The organism is Metasolibacillus sp. FSL H7-0170, from assembly GCF_038593115.1.
Classification (GTDB): Bacteria; Bacillota; Bacilli; order Bacillales_A; family Planococcaceae; genus Metasolibacillus; species Metasolibacillus fluoroglycofenilyticus.
In genome coordinates, this window is record NZ_CP151964.1 from 1,548,750 (window position 1) to 1,573,263 (window position 24,514).

General features: G+C 39.7%; 16 protein-coding genes. 3 read left to right on the forward strand and 13 right to left on the reverse strand.

Annotated features, from left to right (window positions below; translation table 11 throughout):
* Positions 1–40: 40 nt before the first annotated feature.
* Positions 41–4,546 carry an S-layer homology domain-containing protein gene (locus tag MHH70_RS07395; protein ID WP_342472934.1) on the reverse strand — a complete coding sequence of 1,502 codons (4,506 nt, stop codon included), beginning with the start codon at positions 4,544–4,546 and terminating at the stop codon, positions 41–43.
* 206 nt (positions 4,547–4,752) lie between these two features.
* Between MHH70_RS07395 and MHH70_RS07400 the strand changes: the two genes are divergently transcribed.
* The 3 genes from MHH70_RS07400 (at position 4,753) to MHH70_RS07410 (ending at position 6,993) form a co-directional block, all read left to right on the forward strand.
* The gene (locus MHH70_RS07400) at positions 4,753–5,940 is read left to right on the forward strand and encodes an MFS transporter (RefSeq protein WP_066169556.1); all 1,188 of its coding nucleotides are present in this window, start codon (positions 4,753–4,755) and stop codon (positions 5,938–5,940) included.
* A 168-nt stretch (positions 5,941–6,108) separates the two neighbouring features.
* Positions 6,109–6,441, forward strand: a complete 333-nt coding sequence (locus MHH70_RS07405) for a redox protein (protein ID WP_342472936.1) — start codon at positions 6,109–6,111, stop codon at positions 6,439–6,441.
* A 39-nt stretch (positions 6,442–6,480) separates the two neighbouring features.
* On the forward strand, positions 6,481–6,993 hold the full coding sequence (locus MHH70_RS07410) for a hypothetical protein (protein WP_342472937.1): 513 nt from the start codon (positions 6,481–6,483) through the stop codon (positions 6,991–6,993).
* Between the two features lie 223 nt (positions 6,994–7,216).
* Here MHH70_RS07410 and MHH70_RS07415 read toward each other — a convergent pair whose 3' ends face one another.
* The 12 genes from MHH70_RS07415 to MHH70_RS07470 form a co-directional block, all read right to left on the reverse strand.
* Entirely contained in the window at positions 7,217–9,811 is a 2,595-nt protein-coding gene (locus MHH70_RS07415; protein WP_342472938.1) for a VWA domain-containing protein, read from the reverse strand.
* Positions 9,795–11,540, reverse strand: coding sequence for a VWA domain-containing protein (locus MHH70_RS07420; protein ID WP_342472939.1), 1,746 nt, complete (start codon positions 11,538–11,540; stop codon positions 9,795–9,797). The genes MHH70_RS07415 and MHH70_RS07420 overlap by 17 nt, the downstream gene beginning before the upstream one ends.
* 10 nt (positions 11,541–11,550) lie before the next feature.
* Entirely contained in the window at positions 11,551–12,426 is an 876-nt protein-coding gene (locus tag MHH70_RS07425) for a DUF58 domain-containing protein (protein ID WP_342472941.1), read from the reverse strand.
* Positions 12,423–13,418: a MoxR family ATPase gene (locus MHH70_RS07430; protein ID WP_107942195.1), complete on the reverse strand. Its 996-nt coding sequence runs from the start codon at positions 13,416–13,418 to the stop codon at positions 12,423–12,425. Before MHH70_RS07430 ends, MHH70_RS07425 begins: the two co-directional genes overlap by 4 nt.
* An 11-nt stretch (positions 13,419–13,429) precedes the next feature.
* On the reverse strand, positions 13,430–14,848 hold the full coding sequence (locus tag MHH70_RS07435) for a hypothetical protein (protein ID WP_342472942.1): 1,419 nt from the start codon (positions 14,846–14,848) through the stop codon (positions 13,430–13,432).
* A 12-nt stretch (positions 14,849–14,860) separates the two neighbouring features.
* A complete protein-coding gene (locus tag MHH70_RS07440) occupies positions 14,861–15,706 on the reverse strand; it encodes an ABC transporter permease (protein ID WP_082799091.1) in 846 nt (281 codons plus the stop codon).
* Complete coding sequence (locus tag MHH70_RS07445; protein WP_066169538.1) at positions 15,703–16,638, reverse strand: ABC transporter ATP-binding protein; 936 nt, start codon at positions 16,636–16,638, stop codon at positions 15,703–15,705. The genes MHH70_RS07440 and MHH70_RS07445 overlap by 4 nt, the downstream gene beginning before the upstream one ends.
* Positions 16,638–19,037 carry a hypothetical protein gene (locus tag MHH70_RS07450; RefSeq protein WP_342472945.1) on the reverse strand — a complete coding sequence of 800 codons (2,400 nt, stop codon included), beginning with the start codon at positions 19,035–19,037 and terminating at the stop codon, positions 16,638–16,640. Before MHH70_RS07450 ends, MHH70_RS07445 begins: the two co-directional genes overlap by 1 nt.
* Before the next feature lie 440 nt (positions 19,038–19,477).
* Positions 19,478–20,344, reverse strand: coding sequence for an ABC transporter ATP-binding protein (locus MHH70_RS07455; RefSeq protein ID WP_342472946.1), 867 nt, complete (start codon positions 20,342–20,344; stop codon positions 19,478–19,480).
* Entirely contained in the window at positions 20,344–22,815 is a 2,472-nt protein-coding gene (locus tag MHH70_RS07460; RefSeq protein ID WP_342472947.1) for a hypothetical protein, read from the reverse strand. The genes MHH70_RS07455 and MHH70_RS07460 overlap by 1 nt, the downstream gene beginning before the upstream one ends.
* Before the next feature lie 109 nt (positions 22,816–22,924).
* Positions 22,925–23,236 carry a hypothetical protein gene (locus tag MHH70_RS07465; protein ID WP_342472948.1) on the reverse strand — a complete coding sequence of 104 codons (312 nt, stop codon included), beginning with the start codon at positions 23,234–23,236 and terminating at the stop codon, positions 22,925–22,927.
* Positions 23,237–23,580: 344 nt separating this feature from the next.
* Positions 23,581–24,468: a LysR family transcriptional regulator gene (locus MHH70_RS07470; RefSeq protein WP_066169532.1), complete on the reverse strand. Its 888-nt coding sequence runs from the start codon at positions 24,466–24,468 to the stop codon at positions 23,581–23,583.
* Positions 24,469–24,514: the final 46 nt, after the last annotated feature.

The following is a 24,514-nucleotide window of genomic DNA, read 5'->3' on the forward strand; positions in this document are numbered from 1 at the left end:
GCTTGTTTGGGGAAAATTCCAAACAAGCTTCCTTTTAATATTACTCTCTTTGCATAATACGATATAAAAACGCTACAAATTGCACTCTTGTCACAGGTTCATTTGGGCGGAAATTGCCATTATCCCCAAGTGCGATTCCTTCACGCTCTAATGTTGCAATATATTCCGCACTCCAATGCTTGCTATCCACATCAAGGAACGAGCTTGTGCCCTCTGGTGTCAATCCAAGTACACCAACCAACACTTTTGCTAATTGTGCACGTGTCATATTTTCTGTTGGTAGGAAAGCCCCATTTGTGCCATCAATGATTCCTGCTTGCTGTAATGTACGTACCGCCTCATAATATGTGTGCGTTGTCGCCACATCTGAAAATTGGCTTGCTTCCTTTACTTGTTCAAAAGGAAATGCTCTTGTTAGTAAGGCTGCCACATGCATGCGACTGATTGGTTCATTCGGGCGGAAAGTGCCGTCTTCATAGCCTTGAATAATACCTTGTGCCACTAGTTCTTCAATCATCTCTTTCGCCCAATGTTGTGCTATATCACTCAATATCACGACTGGCTCAGGTCGCTGTGGCTCTTGCGGTACTTCTTGTTCTTCCAATGACAATGCTGTCCATTTTGCATAAAGTGTTATGCTCTCTTTGACGAGCGTATCTTCCTCCCAAGGCTTTGTCAGTGCCTCATCTTTATACCAACCGTCAAAACGGTAACCTTCTCTTGTTGGGATAGGCAAGTCATTTATTTTTGTATTATAAGCAAGTTCAATTGGTGTTAGTGCTGTACCACCATTTGTACGCAATGTAATTTGAATAGGTGCTGATGCCGAATCATCATTGCCATTTGATATTGAGGGTGGCGTTGTATTGCCTCCTGTTGGTGGCACAGCAAACTTGATTGTAGCACTAATTGGGGGGCTGATATTCCCCGCCTTATCTCGAAAGCGGACATAGACCGTCTTCATACCGTTCCCTGCTGTCAAATTCCAATTGTACGATAATGCAATATTTTCCCATGCAGACGACCATGTATTAGCTTCATTTGATACTTGCATTGCTTCTGCATCCGCACTGACTTCAACAAACGATAGTGTTACATTTTTATCCTTCGTCGACTCGTCTCCGCTATTTATTATAAAGCTTCCCGTTGGCGCTACCGTATCTAGCTTGATTGTAGCACTAACTACGTTTCCAATATTCCCCGCTCCATCACGAAAACGGACATAAACTGTCTTTGCACCATCACCTGTTGGCAGACTCCAATCGTACGTTGGTGTGATATTTTCCCATGTAGCTGGCCATGTACCAGCATCATTCGATATTTGCATTCCTTCCGCATCTGGGCTGATTCCCGTGAACGATAAAGTTACATCCGTATCCATCGTCCACTCTCTCCCAGCATTAATTACAAAGGCTCCGGTCGGTGCTTCCGTATCCAATTTAATTGTCTGACTTATGGCATTACTTATATTTCCTACTTCATCTTTAAAGCGGACATAAACTGTCTTTACACCATCTCCCGCTTCAAGATTCCAGTTGTACGTTGATGTGATACTTTCCCATGTAGACGGCCATGTGCTAGCATTATTCGATACTTGCATTGTTTTCGCATCAAGGCTAACTCCTGTAAACGATAATGTTACATCTGTATCCATCGTCCACTCGTTGCCACCATTAATTATAACGGTTCCAGTCGGTGCTTCCATATCTAGCTTGATTGTAGCACTAACTGCGTTTCCGATATTACCCGCTCCATCACGGAAGCGGACATAAACTGTCTTTACACCATCACCTGTTGACAGACTCCAATTGTATGTTGATGTGATATTTTCCCATGTAACTGGCCACGTATCAGCATCATTCGATATTTGCATTGCTTCCGCATCTGGACTGATTCCCGCAAACGATAATGTTACATCTGTATCTATTGTCCACTCGTTTCCACCATTAATTACAACGGTCCCTGTCGGTGCTTCCATATCTAGCTTGATTGTAGCACTAACTGCGTTTCCGATATTCCCCACCCTATCACGAAAACGGACATAAATTGTTTTATCGCCGTCTCCTGTTGCAAGATTCCAATTATATACTGGCACAATCGGCATCCAAACCGCTGTGCTCCAATCTCCGTTCAAATTCGATACTTGGAATTCTGCAATATGGTCGCTAAGGTTATCAAAAGCAAGCTCTACTGCTGTTGTGTTTGCCCATGTAGCTCCATTATCAATTGTTACCGTTCCAGTTGGCGCTGCGGTTAGAAGTGTTATCGAATCCCTTACAATACCGCTAATATTGCCTGCCCTGTCCTTAAAGCGGACATATACCGTTTTCTCGCCATCCCCCGGCGTTAAGGTCCAACTTATCGTTGCCGCTATAGGCAACCAACCACCATAATCATTGAAGTCCGCTGGATTATTCGTTATTTGCAATTGATGAGTATCCGAACTTAAGCCCGATAGCCTCAATGTGACATTGACGTTGTTCGTCCACTGAATACCGTTATTTATCGTAACCTCCCCATCTGGTGGTGTCCGATCAATCTTAAATGAAACAGTCGTAGTATTACCGACATCGTCTGTAACAATGAGCGTATAATCACCTTCATCTGTGACCATATAAGGAGAGGTTACAGAGGTGCCGTTCAGTGTTGCTACTCCTTCATTGAAGCTCAATGTTACGGCGCTGTTATAAAGTCCCCCATTTACTACCCCAACTACTTGAGGAGGCGTTGTATCCAATTCAATGCTTGCACTTACTGCTGTGCTGACATTGCCTGCCATATCACGAAATTCTACATATACGGTTTTAGTTCCTTGCCCGCCAGAAAGCGTCCAGATTTTGGATGCCGAAGCGTATTCCCATACACCAGAACCCGCAGGCTGGTTCTCATTGCGCAATCGCATATGCACGGCAGAAAAATTGTCGCTATAATTGATTGTAAGGTTAACATTGTTATTTGCTGTCTTCAAAGTACCTTCCTCAATCATGATTGTTCCGGAAGGTCCCGTTATATCGAGAATAATCGTATCACTGATTATGCTCGAACTAATATTGCCCGCAGCATCTCTAAATTGGACGTAAACAGTGTTCTCTCCCTCTTGATTGACAATATTCCACGAGGCCGACGGATTAAATGGTTGCCATGCTCCCCACGAAAGGGGATCAAGGGAATTATTCGAGAACCGCATTTCTTTCGATCCGGTTGCTGCACCATCCGCATAGGTCAAACTTAGGTTAACGGCTGTCGAATTAGTAAAAATGGCGCCATCATTAATCTGCACTGTTCCAGTTGGCGCAGACGTATCCAAATAAACTGATGCACTGTAAGTAGCCGAAATTCCATCCCGACTGTCCTTCAACTGCATATAAATAGTCTTGTTACCATCCCCCGGCGATAGCTGGAACGACTTTGAATCAGTGAAGTTTTCCCATACAGATGGCCAATTTCCCAAATCTTCCGTAAATCTCATAGCCGTCACAGTATCTCCCGCATCGACATCGGATGCGGCAATATCAAGCGTAACAGTAGAATTATTCGTATGCGTTCCTTGTTGAACAGACAAAGTTCCGATTGGTGGCTGGTTGTCTGCATAAGTAACCGTTAACTGTGGTCGTACCGATACGGTCGGATATTCAGCCGAATAAATAAAGAACCGTCCATTAAGCGGACTCAACTCATTGCCTACTGCAACAAGCGTAATATCCCGGTCTGTATAGTCTGTATATGCCGTAACCATATCAGTTACATCTAGTGTGATCCTACCTCCCGGCGGTGTTACCGGCCTGCCACTGCCATCTGTCGGAGCGGTATAACGTACCGAAGCAGCTCCTGCTTCGACCGTAGGGAATGTACTTAATGGTCCATCAGCATTAGTAAGATTATTGTTCGGGGAACCGTAAACATCTATAAATAACGGATACCCCGGATTCACGCCATCTACAAACTCAACATATAAATCCAAAGTTGCAGCTACAGCCTTCTTCTCCGCATCTAGCTTGAAACGGAAGGCACTTTTATTTCTTGTATTCAGAAAATCAGGAGCTTCATGACTCATACCGACATATAGTCTTTGGGAAAAATCATTGTCGTACACGCCATCATAACCGACACTTCCTTCCATTGACATGACATCCGCTTGTGGATAATGCGTCACTACACTTCCCCCATTAGCCATTGTTTGAAGCATTGGCTGTGCGATGCGAATTGTGTATTTTTGTATCTCGCTTGATTTCGTTAGACGAAACCATAGAAAATGCTCACCAATATCTTCTACAATAAATTGTTTTGTTACATCAAAAGGCTGCCATGCTTGCCCGTCTTGTGAAAATTCTACCGTGGCACTGTCCGCAGAAGTTGAGGTCACTTGAATGGCTACAGGGCCTGTCGCTATATCGCCTTCTACATACGACTTGCCATCTGTGGTCATCGTAACCTGTAGTGTAGAGGTGGTACTTACCGCCATAACTGATAAACTACTAAATACAGTTTGTACTAGCAATACTATAATGGCGATAAGTGCTAATGTTTGCTTGTTTTTTTGTTGCATATTACTATCCTCCTTCATTTGTTTTCTCATAAATAGACTATATAGACACAAGGTTAAAATTAGGTTAAAAAATCAAAAATACTTTCTCATATTCATAATTTTTTATGCCGAAAATGAACTAATTGATGACACTGCTACAATCTTAATTAATAGCTGTTCATCGTCCCTTATGGTAGACTAAATTGAACTGAAAGGATGGACTCAATATGACACAACAAACGAATAAATCCGCATTATACATATTAATGTTTAGCTTATTTATTACAATGGGAGGCATTGGGATTATCATTCCTGTAATGCCTGATTATTTATTGCTTTTTGGGGTTGGCGGACAAGTACTAGGCTTCCTTATTGCTGGTTTTGCTCTCGCTCAATTTTTATTTTCTCCTATTGCAGGCGAGTTATCGGATCGTCATGGCCGAAAAATATTTATTATTATAGGTCTTGTTATTTATGGCTGTGCGCAAATTTTCTTCGGGCTTGCTACACAGGTTTGGATGCTTTTTGTCGCACGCTTTTTAGCTGGACTTGGTGCAGCACTAATCATGGCACCGACAATGGCTTATGTTGCTGATATTACAACAGTGGAGGAGCGAGGAAAAGGCATGGGGATGCTAGGCGCTGCCATGTCATTAGGCTTCACAATTGGACCTGGAATTGGTGGGTTTTTAGCAAAGGTTAACTTACATTTTCCGTTTTACATCGCAGGTGGCTTTGCGTTAGCAACTGCACTTATTTCCTATTTTGTTTTACCAAATGTAGCCGTGCAATTAAGACAGCAGATGAAAAAGGAAAACCTATTTAAACAATTAGCGAATTCCGTAAAAATGCCTTACTTCGTTGTGCTAATCGTTATTTTTACTTTTAGCTTCGGCATCGCTAATTTCCAAGCGACAATGGCCATTTATTTAGGCTATAAATTCCACTATACGCCTACAGATATTGCCATCGTATTAACTGTTGGTGGCTTTGCAGGAGTGGTTTTGCAAATGTTTGTCATCGACCGATTGTTTAAACGCTTCGGTGAAATGAAAGTCATTCTTATCAATTTATTCGTTGCAGCCATTACAATGCTTTTAATGATTTATATTAGTGGTTTCTTTATTATTTTAACTGTCGCTACACTGTTCTCAATTGCCACAACATTTATTCGCCCGGCAGTCAATACGCTCGTATCAAAGCTAGCGGGTGAAGGGCAAGGCTATGCTGCAGGTATGAATAATGCTTATATGAGCTTAGGTAATATGGTAGGACCTGCCCTTGCTGGTACTTTATTTGATTGGAATATGGATGCACCTTATATGTTCGGAACATTAATTTTACTCGCTTGCTTGCTGCTAGCCTTTATGTGGACAACACGCAAAGCCCCACATTTAATGCAGCCAAGTGAATAAACTAAGATTTATGAGCGAATTCAAGTATATTATGAGCGAATTTCGGGGCTTTCTGAGCGATTTTCCATACCTTATGAGCGAATCGTTATTTATAGCCTAAAAAAATCCGTTGTTCGGTTTTAGCAGCGCATTAAAAGCCCCTAACTATAACTTAAAGGATGACTATTATTGGAAGCGAAAAAAGTGATACAACAATGTGAGCAATGTGGAGAATCATTTACAATCGACTTTGCCACAGCTAATTTGTCTGTTCAAGTTGCACGTATCAATGGGAAAACAATTGAAAATCGTTTATTTATAGAGGCATGCCCAAATTGCGGGAAGGTTCATACTGTAGCAAGTGACAACCCAAAGGAATGGGGAAATCGCAAAATTCCTTCTCCAAAAAGGCTTATGTATGGCGTGCTATTTAGCTGTTTATTTATTATTATCGGTGCTATTCTCGCATTCTATTTTGCTGGGAGAGGAATCGCCATCATTTGGAGCTGGCTATTTCAATAATGAAAATTAATACCGATAGCAATAGTAGGAGGGATGCTAATGACAAATCCTATTACAAATGCACAACTATTAGCCAGTCAATGGTCAACAACGAAAGATTCTCGCTTTATTAATGAAGACGGCAAAGATTTTTATGACTCTTTATTAGATGTGTTTAATGCACGCGATAAAAAGCAGCAGAAAACGCAATCTGAATCGATGTTCAACATGTTCTCTTATGCTGGCTCTGTGGCGCTCGGAAAAGGACTTTTATCTGGCACACAAATACCGGAGGGCATTCATCCATTTCTTGACACGCATAATCAAAACGGTGTGACAGCAGAAAGCTTTTTACAAACAAAAATGCAAAACAGCATGCTGCAGTCACTTACTGCAGCTAAAGGCAATTTAGAGCAGCAACTGAACACCTATAAAAGCAATAGCATTATATCAACAGGACAAGTGCAAAAAATGGAAGCAAATATTGCGCTTGTTGAACAATTTCTTGTGGCTAAAAAAGAAGCGCAACAGCAGCGGGAAGTGATGCAACAATTGGCAGCAAGCAAGGGCTAAAGTAATATTTTAAAAGTCAGTTGCTTTAGCTAAATAGTTGTTTCTTTTATTGTCCTCTCGTAGTATTTACCACAAAAGATTTTCGTTGCTTTTCCTTAAGAGATACCTTTGAAACCAATGTTTCTATTGTTTTCAAAGAAAACTCCCTCTATTTTCATTTGATCAAAACGCCACATAAAAGCGTCCAAAAGCCGGCAACAGCACGGCTTGTTGGACGCCCTCCTTACCTTTTCTTCATTCCTTTTAAAAGCTGGGCAACATTTGTATCCTCTGCCTGTACAGGCTTTTGCTCTACAATCGTTGCGTCCTTTCTCGGCTTAACGAAAAAAACCCAGCCAAAACGACGTAGTGTAATATCAATAAAGAATAATAGCATACCTGCTAATAATAGCCATGTAGCAATATTTTGACGCTCCGCGCCCTTCGTTGTGAAGTCGCGGAAAATTTCGGCTGGCTCCTTCAAAATAGCACCGCCTGTTCGCTCCGTCAATTCTTCCACTAACCTGTCATTGACAGGCCTTAACTCGTACTCTGCACTGTATGGAACAGTTAAACCAGCCTGGTAAATGGCCTGCTCCTCATCAGCAATGCGGAAGAAAATAAGCCCTTGCTCTGCCTCCACCGTCGCCCTTACTTGGGATGCGGAAATCATCTCAAGTTGTGTTTCCAGCTCTTCTCCTGCTTCATTGACAGCAACAATATCTAAAAAAGCGGCCTCATTTGTCGGGTCTGTAATCATAAAGGTACCGTCTGCCTCTAAACGTACATCGTAGGCGATATCATTATAGCTTGGGAGCATTTGTGATAGCATCGTTTGCCAAAACATTCCCCAATCCTGCCATCTCGCAAAGTCGCCTGTCCATTTTCCCGTTGAATCAGACGTAAAGGCAAAAGTTTTCCCTAAGCCATATTGCCATTGCGCAAGCACAGGATCTTCCTTTGCGCTTTCTGCCACTACAATCGCTCCTTGCTTTGCTGTCGTTCCGATATAGGCATTCATCTCCGGTACACCTTGCGCGAACAACGCATTCCAGCCTGGCGCATTATAAATCGTAGGATAAAATGGATTATCCTCAATATAAGTGCGTGAAATCATCGCTGTTTCGCGCGATAAAATCGAAGGAATCATTTGCTCATCAATTACATCATAAAAGCGCCCACTTCCCATTTCACTTAGCTGTTGTAATAACGCACCATCTGCGTCACTACCAATCGCTACGGTTGATAGCGTAATGTTATTATTTTTGCCTTCTTCAATTAGCTCCTCATAATTACCAGACTGGGATTGACCATCTGTTAATAAAATAATATGTTTGCGCTGTAATTGTAAATCAGCTAAATTTTCATAGGCTAGCGATAATGAGCTATAAATTTCTGTACCACCACCCGGTGTCACCGATAATATCGTATCGACAGCATCCTCCTTGCTACCTAACGGACCTGTTTCGATAATTTCCCACGGACGGTCATCAAAGGCGATAAAGCCTAGTGTATCCTCCTCACGTAGCAATTCTACAGAACGTGCTGCCGCTTCCTTAGCAAGCTCTAGCTTATTGCCGTACATGCTCCCAGAACGGTCAAGCACAATAACAAGACCTAATGAAGGGAGCTGCTCCTTGCCCTTTATCTCCATTTCAACAGGTAATAATGCTTCAATTGGTGTTTTAAAATAGCCCCCTAAGCCAAAGCTATTTTCTCCACCAATCATCGCAAAGCCTACACCGAAGTTTTTCACAGCCTGCTCAATAACGAGCATTTTTGCTTCTCCGACTAAATGCCCTGATACATTATCAAAAATAATGGCATTATATTGCAAATAGCTTGAAAGGTCGTTTGGTAAGCTGGTAGCTGCGACCACATCGTAGTTAATAGCATGCTGGCCTAATGCAGCAGCTATTGGCGATGCCGTGTCATAGCCATTAACAATTAACAGGCGCGGCTCACTTTGTACCATCGTTATACTTGTCAGCTTATTATTTTCATAAATCGCATCTTCTCCAACTTGTACAACAGCCTCATATTTTACAAGACCTTCTGATTTCATACTATGCTTATAAGTAAAAACATTGGAGCCCTCTGTCAATTCAACTGCTTCTCGGTGAATAAGCTGGTCATTTTCGTATAATAAAAGCTCTCCTTGCCCAGCTTCGGTTGCGTAAATTTCTGTTACGAGTTGCTGTTGTTCGCCAGCATATGCAATTTGCGGTGTCACAAAGCTTTTCAATGATACGTCATTAGTCACTTTTTGCTGAAATGGCACGACATCTACGCTCATTGTAGAACCTTTGAGCTTGCTCGCAAATTCTAACACATCCCCCTTCGTTTCATTCCCATCTGTTAAGAGGACAAAGCGCGTTGCCTTTTGCGGATCAACAATTCCTGTAGCAATTTGCAAGCTTTGCTCAATATTCGTTTCACCATTATTTTTTAGTGCCGTAAACTTTGGTACTTCCTTTAAATCAGCCGCTAACATCGCTTCCGTTTGCATATTTGAAGCAAAAGAATAAATACCTACTGCTTGGTCATTTTTTTTCTCCTTTAAGCTTTCCACAATAAAATCAGTAAGCTCCTGCTCTGTTGTATTCATTGAGGCTGAACGATCAACTAAAAAAATGATTTGCTGCTCTTTAATCGGTAATAAAATATAGGGACTTGCAAGTGCAAAAACAAGACAGCTTGCTGCTACAATTCGAATCCCTAACACAACAATATGGCTTTTTTTCAGACGCTCTCGCTCTCGCCAATATGTCCAAATAAAATAAATTAATAGTGGAAGTAATAATAACAATGCAAGCGGTATATCAATTCGTAAATCCACGACGTCGTTGCACCTCCCATTCCACAATTAACAATAGTAAAGCAAGCACGATAATCCATGGCACAATGGATGATTTCGACATTTCCTCTCCACCATTATCTGGTAACGCGCCAATTGTATAGCTTGTCCCTTCTTCGATGATGCGCTCCTGTGCCTGCAATTGCACGATGAAGCGTTTCGCCTCATCAGCTGAACGCGCGATATAGGCTCCCGGCTTCATTGGGGCTGTTAAAATACCATTGGTAACAGTTGATAAGAATTCATCTTCCTGTGAATAGACAGACCAATCTCCCTGTGCTAATGCCACTACTCGTTCCTCATTCGGTGCAAAAATACCGAGTGAGCTAGAGGATTCGACTAGCTGCTGCTCCACACTCCATAAAAAGAGTGGAAAGGATGGATGCAATGGCCAATCCGTATCTTCAATATCCGCTAAAACAATAATATCTCCCTCAGAGGAAAGTTGAATAAATGGCTTCTCCCCAACGGAAGCAATCGTTTTATAGCTCTCAAAGCCCTCATACAATGCGCTTACATAGACATCTTTTAAGTCGCTAAAGGCAAATAGTGCATCATTCGTTGTCTTTACATTCCCTGCTGCTTCAAATTTTTCTGTGTCGTCCCTACCAAACAAAACGATAGGTTTTTTTGTTTGCCCTAGGAGGGATGTTTGATTCGTTACGATAATTGCATCTTTATTGTCAGCAAGTTGCAAAGCTGGAGCCATTTTGACATTTGGCTGTATTGCCTGAAATCCTTTTTGAATAAGCTGATGCAAGTTTTGATCAACTATTAGCGCCGCGCTTGCTGTTTGCAATAATGCTGTTTGCGTATTATCAACTACATAATCATCTTGCACAGCAATTTTAGCTGTCATCGTACTTGTCACCGCTAAGTTTTTAAAGGTTTTTGCAATGACTTCCTTCGGCGGTAAAGCAATTTCCTCACGAACAAGCTCTTTATTATCCGCATCATACAATGTTAATACTGCCTGTTGCTGTTCTTTCGTATCATTGCGAAGCTGCACAAGTGCCATTGCATGTTGTCCGTCTGTCGTCGCAGCAAAACGTGTAATGGCAATATTTTTTAAATCTTTGGCTGCCCCTTTCACAATCCACTGCACTGTATCTTTTTCAATTGGTAGCTGCATTTTATCAAGCGCATCCGTAAAAATATAAACCGATGTCGGCACATCTCCAATAAAGGCTTGCGCCACATCAAGTGATTTGTGCATTTGAGCTGTTTCATATGTGACTTGTAATGCTTGAATTGCCTGCTCAACCGCATTGGTATTCGTTTCCTGCTGTAATACAGCTGTTGGAGCATGCCCTGTTGTAATAAGAGTCACAGGTCTACCGTTTAATTCATGAACTAACGCTAGCATCTCCTTTTTATGTTGCTCGAATGTTGCTTGCTCTTTCCCCGCAAGCATTGTCGCTGACGTATCAACGATAAACACTACTTGTGCCCCAGCAATTTTCGATTTCGTAATAAATGGGTTCATCAAAGCAAGCATCAGTAGTAGTAATGCGAGCAATTGTAAATAGAGCAAAGCATTTTTTTGTAAGTGCTTTAAATAGGGTGATACACGCGTCTCCTGCATAATTTCTGACCAAAAAAGAGTCGAGGATACAGGCTGATCGGTATATTTTTTACGGAAGAAATAATACAGTAGGACAATAACCGGAAAGATGGCCGTCCAGCTATAAATAATTTGACTAAAGCCCATACGGCTCACCTCACCTAATCCAATGTGCTTTCAATAATTGATGGAATATGGCGTGCTGTAAGCCATCCTCCACCTTTAATTGCAATTTGCGAACACCGAAGCGATGGCAAATTGCATCAAATTGTTGCTCATGTAATAAGCGTCTTTCTGAATATGTGTCTAATACCTTTCTCGACATCGTTACATTAACATCATTTCCTGTTTCGCTATCTAAAAGTCGAACATCGCCTGCATAATGTGGGGCTAGCTCTTCCTCTGTAACAATTTGGATGATGCGTACATCTCCAGCAAAGCGTGGCAGCCGTTTCAATAACTGCTCCCATTCTTCAATAGGCTCTAGGCCATCTGTAATAATAAATAATATGGTACTATCTTTCGACAATGCTCTTAAAGCACCCTGTGCAAAGCGCTCGCTATAATTTGCCTGCTCAATTGCAGAAACGATTTGTAGAAAGGCGCGTCTATATGTGGCTCCTTTACGACGAAACGGTGGGACTAGCTCTTCCTGTAAATAAGAAAAGGAGAGTCGATCATCACGTCCAAGCACCATTAAACCTAGCGATGTGGCTATTTGCCTTGCAAAAAGCCATTTCGTCTCTGCCCCCATCGATTTTGTCGTATCTAGTAAAATATGAACACGCATTTCTTGTTCATCTAAAAAGCGTTTAATAAAATACTTTTCAGTTCTTGCGAAAACATTCCAATCTACCTGCCTAACATCGTCTCCTAAGTGATATTCACGAAAATCTGAAAAGTCGAGCGATGCCCCGAAGCGTTGCGAACGGTGCGAACCTTTATGCTGCCCACGTAATTTGGAGGCCGTTGCTACTTGGAAGCGGCCGATTTTTACGAGCCAATCTTCCGGTAAGACATATTTATTGCTCACTTGCTAACACCTTGCTGCACTTTTTCTAAAATAATGTCGATAATATCGTCTGCTGTCTTACCAGAAGCCTCCCCTTCATAATTCAACAGCATACGATGACGCAATACAGGCTTCGCAACCATCTTAATATCCGCTACTGACACATGAAAACGACCATTCATTAACGCTCGTGCCTTGGCGAGCTTAATTAAACTTTGCAATCCACGAGGACCGCTGCCATACAACGCATATTGCTTTACTTCCTCAAGGGCAAATTCACCTTCTGGATGCGTCGCCACAATAAGCTCTGTTGCATACTCTAGCATCTCCTCAGCTACCAATACTTCCTTGACCATATGCTGTGCCTCAACAAGCTGCTGTGCATCCATTATTTTTCGTAAACTAATTTCTGCAGCGCCAGTTGTGCGTTTCATAATTTCCATTAACTCTTGCTTCGATGGATAGGGTACGAGTATTTTACAGAGGAAACGGTCCATTTGTGCCTCTGGCAGTGGATATGTCCCTTCCATTTCAATCGGGTTTTGGGTAGCCAAAACGAAAAACGGCTTAGCCATCTTTTTCGTATCTCCTAAAATCGTTACCGTTTTTTCACCCATCGCCTCCAGCAAGGCACTTTGCGTTTTCGGTGTTGCACGGTTAATTTCATCTGCTAACACCATTTGACTAAAAATAGGACCTGGCTGAAAAATAAATTGCTGTTTGCCATCTGGCGTTCGTTCAATCATGCTCGTTCCTGTAATGTCTGCGGGCATTAAATCTGGCGTAAACTGAATACGTGAAAATGACAAATCTAGAACCTCTGAAATTGTGCGGATTAACATCGTTTTCCCTAAGCCTGGCAAACCTTCTAGCAATGCATGACCATCTGCTAGCACTGCATATAATGTATAGTCAATCGCTTCCTCCTGACCGACAATAAAGCGATGAATTTCTTCCTTTACTTGCTGTAATTTTTTACTCATTTCCGTGTACTGCTGTTCTGAAAATGCCATGAAAATTCCTCCTAGCGCGACTCGATTGACGTAAAATAGGATTGTACAACTGACTGTAAATCTTTTGGTAATTGCAAACGCTCTGAGCTTTCTAAATAGCTATCTTTATACGTGCCAATCACCTCTTCATATGGGCGAACCGTTCCTTTCACAACAGGACCATCTGCCTCTTGCTCTGAAACATGCGAACCTTGACCTAATGCACCACCATCAACAGTTGTCTCGCCTTGTCCCCCTATTCGATTAGGGATTGTTAATAAATCTCGGCTTCCTTGACCCGTTCCTGCACCAGAGCCTTGGCCTTGACCCTGTCCTTGACCTTGTCCCTGTCCTTGTCCTTGACCTTGTCCCTGTCCTTGTCCTTGACCTTGTCCCTGACCCTGTCCTTGTCCTTGACCCTGTCCTTGTCCCTGACCCTGTCCTTGTTGACCTGACTGCCCCTGCTGACCAGATTGGCCTTGTTGCCCTGGCTGTCCCGCTTGACCTTGTTGACCAGCCTGACCTTGTTGGTTGTTTTGATTTGCAGCATTCGCATTGGAATTATTTGCTGCTGCAATTGCATTTTGTAGCGATTTACTTAAAGGTTTTCCTAGATTCCCCATCGCAGCCTGTGTAGCGTTGGCGTTTTTCGTCAATTGCTGTTGTGTTTGTGCCAGCTCCTTCAACTGTTCTACCTCTTGAGCGGTTAAGCCATCGCTTGCATCGCCAGCATTTTGTGCAGCTGTCTGCTTATCCTTTAGTTGCTGCTCCTTTAGCGCCAGCTCTTTTTGCTTTTTCACCATCTCATGCAAAGCTTCCTCCGCCGTCGTCGCTTCTTTCAATTTATTTTGCAATTCCTTCAATTGCTCTTTTACTTCTTTTGACTCTGCTTTTTTTTCCAACTGCGCAACTTCTTTTTTAATATCCTCTATTACTGCTTGCTCTTTTTCCACTTCAATCGCTTCCATTTGTGACTTGGCAGGGAACATATACATCACAGCCAGTAAACAAACAGTAACGATAACGCCAATTAGCGCTTTCGGGCGAAACAATTGCTTTTCGCGTTGCTTAAATGCCGCAAATGCTTGCTCCATATTGCGTATCGCCTTTTGCAGCAATGATTGCACAAGCGGCTCCTGGTCATTTTTAAAAGATAGCGACGTCACAAGTTCATTATGAGCAAAATAACTATCTAGCTTAAACAAAGCCTCCTGTTCACGTACCCGCTTCCACCAAATGATGATAAGCGTTACAATAAAACAGGCAACAAACGCTAAAAAAGCTGTTTGGCGATAATACGGCCAGACGAACAATCTTGAAATAATCATGATTGAAGCGCTCGCAAGCAATGCAAAAAACAAGCCATATTGCGCAAGCGGTATGCTTTTTTCTAGTCGTAAACTTCTTTTTGCACGTTGAATATAGCTTCGTAATTGCTTACGCTGCTCCATGTCCATTCCTCCTTATCGATTGCTCTTCATATTGGCACGCAATTTTTTGATTGCAACCGTTAAAGTAAATAAAATAATCACACTATAAAAAATTAAATACGTTACCCAAACAGGTAGCTTAATGCCTGACAATTCCGCTAATTGTCTGCCCATTTCTGGCTCAATTAATGTCAGTATTAAAGCACCGGGATTAATTGCTGCCCATAAATAAGCCATAAAGGAACTCGATGTGCCTGTTGGGACCATCATTTGACTAAACGCAATCGTGACGAAGAAGAAAAATGCTGTTATGCCTCCTAAAAAAATGATGGAGCCATATGTAGCAATCATCGCGACAATTGTTTTTTTCGTAATTGTCGAAAACATCACGCCGATACTACCAACTGCTATAACTGTTAATAAATAAAACAAAAAGATAGAAGCAATTTGCGATGGCGATACACCACCAAATAAGAAAACTAGGCTATATAAAGGCAAGCCTGCAATAAGCATTAATACAAGAAACGACACTGATGATAATAATTTACCTACTACAATTTGCGTGGAGCTTTGTGTTGTCGTTAATAAAATATTTAATGTTTGCTTTTCTCGTTCACTGCTAATTGCACCTGCTGTTAAGCTCGGTGTAATAAATAAAACAAGCGCCATTTGAATAATTGTTAGCACGGCAAACATCGCAAAGCTCGTATCAGGTCTGAAGAAGCCCTTGCCTGTAAAGCCTGTTGTAATTAATAGGAAGCCTGCAATAAAAATCACTAATACTGCCAAATAAAACATTAAACCTGAGAAGCTTTTAAAGGAACGGAAGCGCAATTTCAGCTCCTTTACAAATACTGGATTATATAAGCGTTCCATCACTCTGCATCCGCTCCTTTCGTAATTGCCATGAAGACATCCTCCAAGTCTTTTTCTTCTTCCGTTAAAGCATAAATCGGTAAATCTGCTAAAATTGCCTTCTTTAGCAATGCTACCTGCTCCGCATCAGTTCCTCGGTAATTAAATTCAAGTTCCAGCTTACTTTCAATAATATCAATTGTAGAAATTTGCGGGTCTTCCTCTAAAAAAGCACGCACTTCATTTAGACGGTCCGTCACTTTTACCACAATGCGCTTTTCACCCTGTAGCTGCGCTTGAATTGTCGCTACATTTCCATGTGCAATCAGCTTCCCATTATCAATTACACCGATTTCATCACACATTTCCGCCAGCTCAGGTAATATATGCGAGGAAATTAAAATTGTCTTCCCCATCGTTTTTAAATTGCGCAAAATATCGCGCATTTCCACTCTTGCACGTGGGTCTAGTCCAGATGCCGGTTCATCTAAAATAAGCACCTTAGGGTCATGAATTAAGGCTCTTGCTAAACATAATCGCTGCTTCATACCACGCGATAATAAGTCAACATATTCATAGCGCTTGCTCGTTAAATTGACCAGCTCTAATAGCTGTGGAATTAACAGCGCACGCTCCGCTACCTGAATGCCGTAGCTTGCACCATAAAAGTCTAAATATTCATCTACCTTTAACTGGTCATATACACCAAAAAAGTCTGGCATATAGCCAATTTGCTTACGCACCTCCTTCGGTTCCTTTACGACGCTCTTTCCATTAATAATAGCATCTCCCGAAGTAGGTGAAAGCAATGTTGCTAAAATGGAGAAGGTTGTTGATTTACCTGCGCCATTTGCGCCTACAAAACCGAACACAGTTCCCTCTGCTAATGACAAATTTAATTGATCTAAAGCGATAAAGGAGCCGTATTTTTTCGTCAAATTTTGAATCTCAATCATTATTTCGCCACTCCCTTCAGCTCAACATTCGGTAATGTCGTTTCAAGTGCCCCCTGATTAGTTGAAAATGCAAGCTCTAAACGAATTTCACCAATTTCATTAATGTAATCGTCAGCATTGGCTGTTATTGCCGTACGCGCTTCTTCCAAAGGCTCATAGGCATTTGTGCTGTTATTCCAAACCGTTAGCTTCATATTAATCGTATCTTTATTAGCAATATGAATTTCATCTAGTCGCTCAATATGCTGCATAAAATTATGTGGCAATGAAACGATTAATTCATACGTGCCATCAGATAAATACCATTTATTCACTTGTTTATCATATAGCTCGTAATAGCCATTTACCGCTAGAGGAAGTAGCTCATAATTTAAGTTACTTTGCTTTATTGTAAATGGTCCTGATAACTCTACTTTACCTTCAAAGGGCTGTACGAAATAAGAAATCGTCGACATATTAGCACCAGTCTCAAGCTCAACACCTACAAGTGCTTGCTCTGCCCATGCGCTAATGATCGGTTGCTCCTCTTGTTCAGTTACAGTACTTGTCATCGCTTGTAAACGCTCAATTCGAATAGGGTCTATATCCTCTTTCGCTGTTGGATAAGTATAATTATATCGGTTGTAGTAGGTCGGCTTTTGCAATGTTGTTAATTTCACATCTTTGTCGACAGTAAGCGTACCATTCGCTTCAATATCACCTAAATTTACTACCTTTAAGCCCGAATGTAGCATTACATCCTTTAAATCAAATGGGAAATTATTTTTAATTGTCCCTGTAATTTTTTCATTTTTTAAAGTTAAATCAATATCCATTTTTCCAACATCTTGCGCAGTTGTTGTACCCATAAATGATTGTACAGACCAATAGCTTAAATTGCGCATTGTTAACGTCGTACCATCTGCGTGTTCCTTAATATACGAGTTTTCATATAAATTACCTGAACGACCACCTGCAAAACCACCACCATAATTGCGCATAGCAATTGCCGATGTATTATTATTTGTATTGACGACAAAATCACCACTACGATTTGTTAAGATGGATTCGATATAGTAACCATTTAAACTATTATCCTCGTTTACTTTATAAACGGCAGATTGCTGTACTTGCGGCTGCATAATACGCCCCTGTGCCCCTATAATGAAGAGCGCTATTGACACAACAACAGATATTACAGGAATAACCCACCAAGCATGTTCACGCTTATCAAATTTTCTTAAAATAAAGTAAAGAATAGGCCCAATTAAAATAATATAAATAACAATGACAATCAATGTGAAGCCCATTGAAACCTCAAATGATGGGAATAATTCGTTCACTGAGCGTAAGTCATACATAATTTGTTCAAATGGTGATTGATAATACATTCCCGAATTATAATTAGAAAACTTCTGAATGTTTAACATTTTCGCCGTTAATGCTGCGTAGCCATCCATCGATGCAAGTGGTTGGTCTCCTAATGAAAACGCTGTTTGAATTACTTCACCACTACCAACTTTTTTCCTAGCAGCTAAAACTGTTCCTTCATCCGCAAGCACAGCAGTACTATCATTATTTAGAGTATTTGCATATGCTTGAATTGAATCTGTAAAAGTTCCACCATTTGATAATGTTGACAATGTCTCTGCCGAAACCGTCAGCATTTCATTCGATAATGTTAATGGCAAATAATCTTGAAAAATGCCTGCCGCCGTATTTATTTGCTCCATCGCACCAATCACAAGTGTGCCGCCATCCTGCACCCACTTTAACAATGCTTGCTGCTGCTTTTGTGATAAATCTGCAACGGACACTTCATCCAAGACAATAATATTGGCCATCGCTAAGCCCAATGCATCCTCAGGCAATGAATACCCTTTGATTTGATTCAAGTGTATTACTTCCGTTTGATAGTTTGGTGAAAATTGCGATAGTTTTAAATATTCACTTAAGCGATCACTGCTATCCGTTACAGTAAAAACAAATGTCGACATCGGGTCTAAAAAATTCGTTTGTAGTCGCTTTGTTCCTTTATATTTTATTTTCTTATCCTTTTCAATCCCGCCTTCAAAAAAGGTGAATATTTCTTCCTCAGAATAACTATAATCTGATAAGCCATTCAAATATAATTCAAATGTCTTTTCCTCACCACTTGCTATCGAAATAGGGATAACAAGGGCTGAGGCTGCTTCATAGGAATACGACGCATTGACAACCATATCCCCGTTGAAATCATCTCCAGTATTTTTAACTGTTACATATAAAGGTGCAGGCTGCATATGCTTCGCCTTACCGTTAATGCCTGCCTTCGCATCCACCTCTAAAGCTGGTGCCGCGCTAGCTTGTCCAGCTGGTAAAAGCAAGCTAACCATCAGCATCACTACGAGTATGTATGCCGCTATTTTTACACGTCTCAAAAGCTCAACCCCTCTTCATATTCATTGGTTACTATCAATAATTATACGTTTTTAAACCCCATTAGTTCCAATTATTATGAAATTTTCAGAAATTCTTAAGAAAAGCTTCATTTTCATAATGAAAATAACGAATTGGTATTTATATTATTAGACGAACGGTGAAGTACTTTGTTACATGAGGAAAAGTAGAAGCACAAAAAAATATCATGAAAAACGTCCCAAAAGCCAGCTACTGAAAGGCTTTTGGGACGCTACGAGAAGTGTTGATTCAGCTTCCAAACAAGTTTTGAAGTTTTATGAGCAAATTTAAGTGTTTTACGAGCGAATTTTCATAGTTTATGAGCGAATCGCTACTTTGGACCTAAAAAAGTGCCGCTGTTCAAAGAAAACTAACCGTACATTTTATCAAAACATCATTAAAAGCGTCCAAAATGTCAGAATTACACATCGTAAAAATACCTATAGACATCTTCTAAATTTTGTTTACTACGATTGACTGAATTAATTTGTGCACCATTTTTTAATAGCCATTCAAGATATTTTTCCATACTATATGCTGGGTCTGTAAGTAGAAGTTTGCCATTCATTTGGAAAGGAAGTTGAATATTTTCTAGCAGTTGCTCTATGCTGTGATTATATGAAAATTCAATTTCATACCGTGCATCTATGCTTGATATAATATCCTTTGTAAACAATTCCCCATCTTTAATAAACCAAATTGTATTTGTTAAATCCTCTAATATATCCAAATTGTGTGTTGATATAAAAATACTTATTCCTTGTGAATGTAATGTGCGAATTAATTGTTTTAACTCAATAATACTCGTTGGATCAAGCCCGTTAAATGGCTCATCCATTAAAATAATAAGTGGCTTCGTTAATATGCTTAAAGCAATGAATAGATGCTGTCTCATTCCGTAGGAGTATGATTTCACAGGCTGATTGACATAGGAACGCATACCGATTAAATCAATGACCTCATTTATTTCCTTTTGCCCTAAGTTATAAATATTTGCTACAAAAGATAAATGGTCATAGCCAGTTAGGTGCATATATAAGTAATTATCACTCGGTAAAAAAGAAACATATTTAAAAAAATCAGGCTGAGTATTAGGGATATCTTTCACTGTAATTTTGCCATTTTCAATATCCTCTAATGCAAGTATAGAGCGCATTAAAGTAGTTTTCCCTGCTCCATTCGGCCCAACGAGACCGATAATTTCTCCTGCATTGATAAAAAAGGAGATATTTTGTAGGACAGTTTTGTTTTTATACTTTTTTACCAATTCATTGACTTGTAATACCATTATAATGCCCCCTTCCTGCTAGATAGAAGTCCTATACAAAACAGTATGCTTCCGCCAATCAGCAAAATAATACTCCCATTAAGGTAATTCACTTTTGTATCATTTGCCAAAATAGATTTCCAACCATCCACAATATTCCATGTATCGAAATAAACGAACGGATTGATGTGCATACCGTTCATAGCAATATAATGGTTTGCCAAAAAATAACCTATAGCTACTACAATTATTGTCATAATAATTGTGGCATAATGATTTTTCATCCATTTTCCAATCAAGCTAAACAAGCTATTTAAAAAGAAAATTTGCGCAACAATTAACAAACTACTTCTTAAAATTAATGTGGATAAATTTTCAAAGTAAAAAGAGGTGTCATCTATTATTGAATAAAAATAATTATCGTGAATTTTATCCGTTGCATAGACTAAAATAGGATATTCATATTCGCCTAAACCACCAATCATAGTGCTTAGGAAGAAGATACAAGCACCACTTATCAATAACAAGCTATAAGCAATTACAATATTATACAACCATTTCGTCATATAAATGTATTTGTAGCGAATCGGCTTCGTAGCTAAAAAATTAATTGACAGATTCCATTGCCTTTCATCAGACATTGCTGTCCATAGTAATAGCACGAAAATGGCTAACACGAATAGCATGATGTTCCAATCTAAATATTTATAGATGGAAAATAAGCTACTATTTCCGTATTTTGTATTTCTCTCCTCCAAGAGATGCAATGCTTTATACTGATCACTACTAGTTGCATTGCTTGGAGTATTAAAATTAGAAATCCATTGATGCCCAAGTGGCCATGCTGTTATTCCTTTTTCATCTAAAATATTTTGCTGTTCTTCAGATGCCATCACAGTTACAGTCCATAATGCACCATCTATTTCTTTATATGTTGGTGCATCTAATGACTTCAATGCTGCCCTAAATTTTTCAGGGAAATCATGAGAATCAATCTCGCTTTTTAAATTTTCCAACATATTGTAGCTATCACTCAAATCATTAACGATAGCAGTATAAGGATTTTTCTCTAAAGCTTCTATTTCTTCACCTGATTGCAGTTGCATTTCCTTTTCCAATTCAAAATCCTCTTCAGATATTTCCCAACTTGTACGAAGTTCGATTAAGAAGTTTTGGAAACCTTCAATTGTGCTCAATGCCTTTATAGGAATTGCTTGAAATTGCTGATTCACTACAACGACAGTACCACCCATAATACCAAATAACAGGATGAGTGTTAATAGAATATGCCCTTTACGTTTCTTTTTCAAATGTTCAAATTGGATAAGCTTCCACCTATTTTGGAAGTGGTATTGTTTTTTGTTCATATAAAAAGTAGCTATTTTGAAAGGAATCCATTGCGATTTCATAACTGGATAAGAAATAATAAAACTTAAGATAAGTAAGGTAAACATCCCTATTAAATAGCTAATATAACGATGGGTAGTCAATAAATTTGCTTCATATGAGATTAGTAAGTGAATTGGGTTAATCATATAAAAACCATAATGTAGTGAAGTAACATAGCCGATAATCAGTAGCATACTTATAAACGCTAAGGTCATGCCTAAAGAAACACGCTGTTTTAGTAAACAAATTGCCAAAATTAATAATAATACAACAAAAAAACTCCAGCTAATCGGAAGGAAAACTAACCACTTCCATACAGGTACCATGATGATAGAAGTCCCAACAGCTACTTCAATTGGGTAATAAAGCGTATTTATATTGCCCATGATGAGTGGTGGCAATAATGATAAAGCGCCTGCTACCACTATGTACATAATCATAGCTAGTAAAAAAGGAATTAAGTAACTATAATGTGCTACTGTAGAAGATAAAGAATTCATTTTAAAAAAATCGAATAATCGATTCTCCCTATCAAACAAATATTTATAGCAAAAAATGAGCAGAAATAATAAGGCTGTCACAGGGCTGAATAATAGTTGGAATAGCTGTTTTGTAAACAATGCTGTGTTAAATGGTGCCATTTGCTCCGTGTAAGGCAAACCATGTTCTATCAATTTTTCGGCCTTCCGTTGTTCAATTTCTAATAAATTTTTATTATTGTAAGGAATGGAATCAAGATGAATATACTTTTCATATTCATTTATATAGGCTAGATGTGCTGAAGCAATTTCTAAATCATTTTCCTTAAGCTTGTTTGAAATTTCCTTTAAGTGCTCCTCCTGTATTAGCAAACTCGCTAGTGATTGTCGCTGCTCTGCTGTTAAGCCAACATGCCTTTCTTTGCCAAGCGCCCTCCCAATTAAAAAATCCACAGTGATTTTTCGATTTTGAAAGGTTTCTTCTAGCTCTCGCTGAGTTGTTCCTGATTGAGTCTGATTAATGATGAATAAAGAAATGATTAATACAATGATTATGATTGGTAGAAATAAAGTATATTTGCTTTTCATGATTCCCTTCATAATAAAATGGACCACAGCTTTCATTTATTCCCCCCCGGATTTTTTAGCTATTTATAAAACATCCCCTTTAAGCTATGTTGTTTGACAATAATGAATACTTAAAGAGGATATTAAAAGTTTAATCGTTTATAAATTAATCAAATTCTAGAACGTATGGTTCTACATGTGGACCTGCAGAGATGTAACCCTCTAAAATATATCGTCCATATATATCTATTTTACCGTTATAATAAATATAGCCTGAATATGTTTTTCCATTTCTAGACTCAGTTACCCATAGGGCTGTTGTATATGTTGTTAGAGTTCTTGAAACGAAAATTGTATCTGCTACTGGCGCTATTTCCTGCTCTAAATTTTCAGAAGCTTGAACGCTTAAAAGTGTTGTAGGCACGCTGAATGTGAAGGCTGTGATTAAACTCAAACTTAACATTTTAAATTTTCTCATAAATTCTCCTCCATACATTGATAATTTTCAAAACTTAAAATTTTCATTAAAGTGATGAATATTGGCCAAAAATTCCCACAGCCCGATATTCCCATATAAATACTTTTTTGTCAATATAAAAACATTTTTAATGGGCATATATTTTATCAAAACTCCACTGAAATCCTTTGAGATTTTGTGAGCGAATTTAAGTGTTTTACGAGCGAATTTTCATAGTTTATGAGCGAATCGCTACTTTGGACCTAAAAAAGTGCCGCTGTTCAAAAAACTAACCGCATATTTTATCAAAACATCATTAAAAGCGTCCAAAATGCTGGCTATTGCACGGCATTTTGGACGCTTTCTCACTTATATTCATATAAGCATCTTGCATGGTCTTGCACGACTTCTACAAATGCAGCTACTTGGCGCAACTCAAAGGAAGATTCATAGCCAATCAACCATGTATCTCGTGTTAGCCCTAAATCGTTTTCTGTATTTGTTAACGGCATTTTGTTCATATGCTCCGCGCCATTCAGTGTAATGGATGGCAATATTGCGTAACCAATACCGTTCATTACCATTTGCTTGCATGTCTCAATTTGGTCGACGACAATTTGATGGCGGGGATTGGAATGAAAATGTCGCTGCCACCATTGCTGAATTTCCTGATAGTAATTTGAGTCACTTTTAAATTGGATGAATGGGCGGTCTGTCGTTTCAATTTCCTTTAAGTTCGTAATCTCAGTATCCACAAAATACATCATGTCTCGGAATAAATGCAGTTTTTTGCCCTTCCAATCAACTTGCCCACGTACAATGCCAACATGTGCCTCGCCCTCATAAAGCGCCTTCACAATTTCTGAGCTCCAACCTGTCATTAACGAAATTTTCGCATCTGGATATTGAGTGACAAAATCCTTCAACACTTTCGGTAGCCAATTTTGCCCTACAATAGATGCACAAGCGATTTTTAACGTACCATGGACTTTCGAATTTAGTGCCTGAATCATTTCGAAAATTTCCTCTCGCTTCGCAATTGAATCAATCGCATATTGAATAACAAGCTCACCAGCCGGTGTCGGGGATAAGCCTTTTGGAGAACGCAAAAATAGCTGTATGCCCCAATCTTTTTCAATCGACTGTAGTCTTTGAGATAGTGCTGGCTGCGTTAAAAATAAACGCTCTGCCGCTTTTCTCATGTTGCGCTCCTCCGCTAATATTTTAATAATTTCAGCCTCCGTCGCGGTCATCGTTTCACCCCTAATTCTTTAAGTAGACTTATAGGGGGTGTCAGGA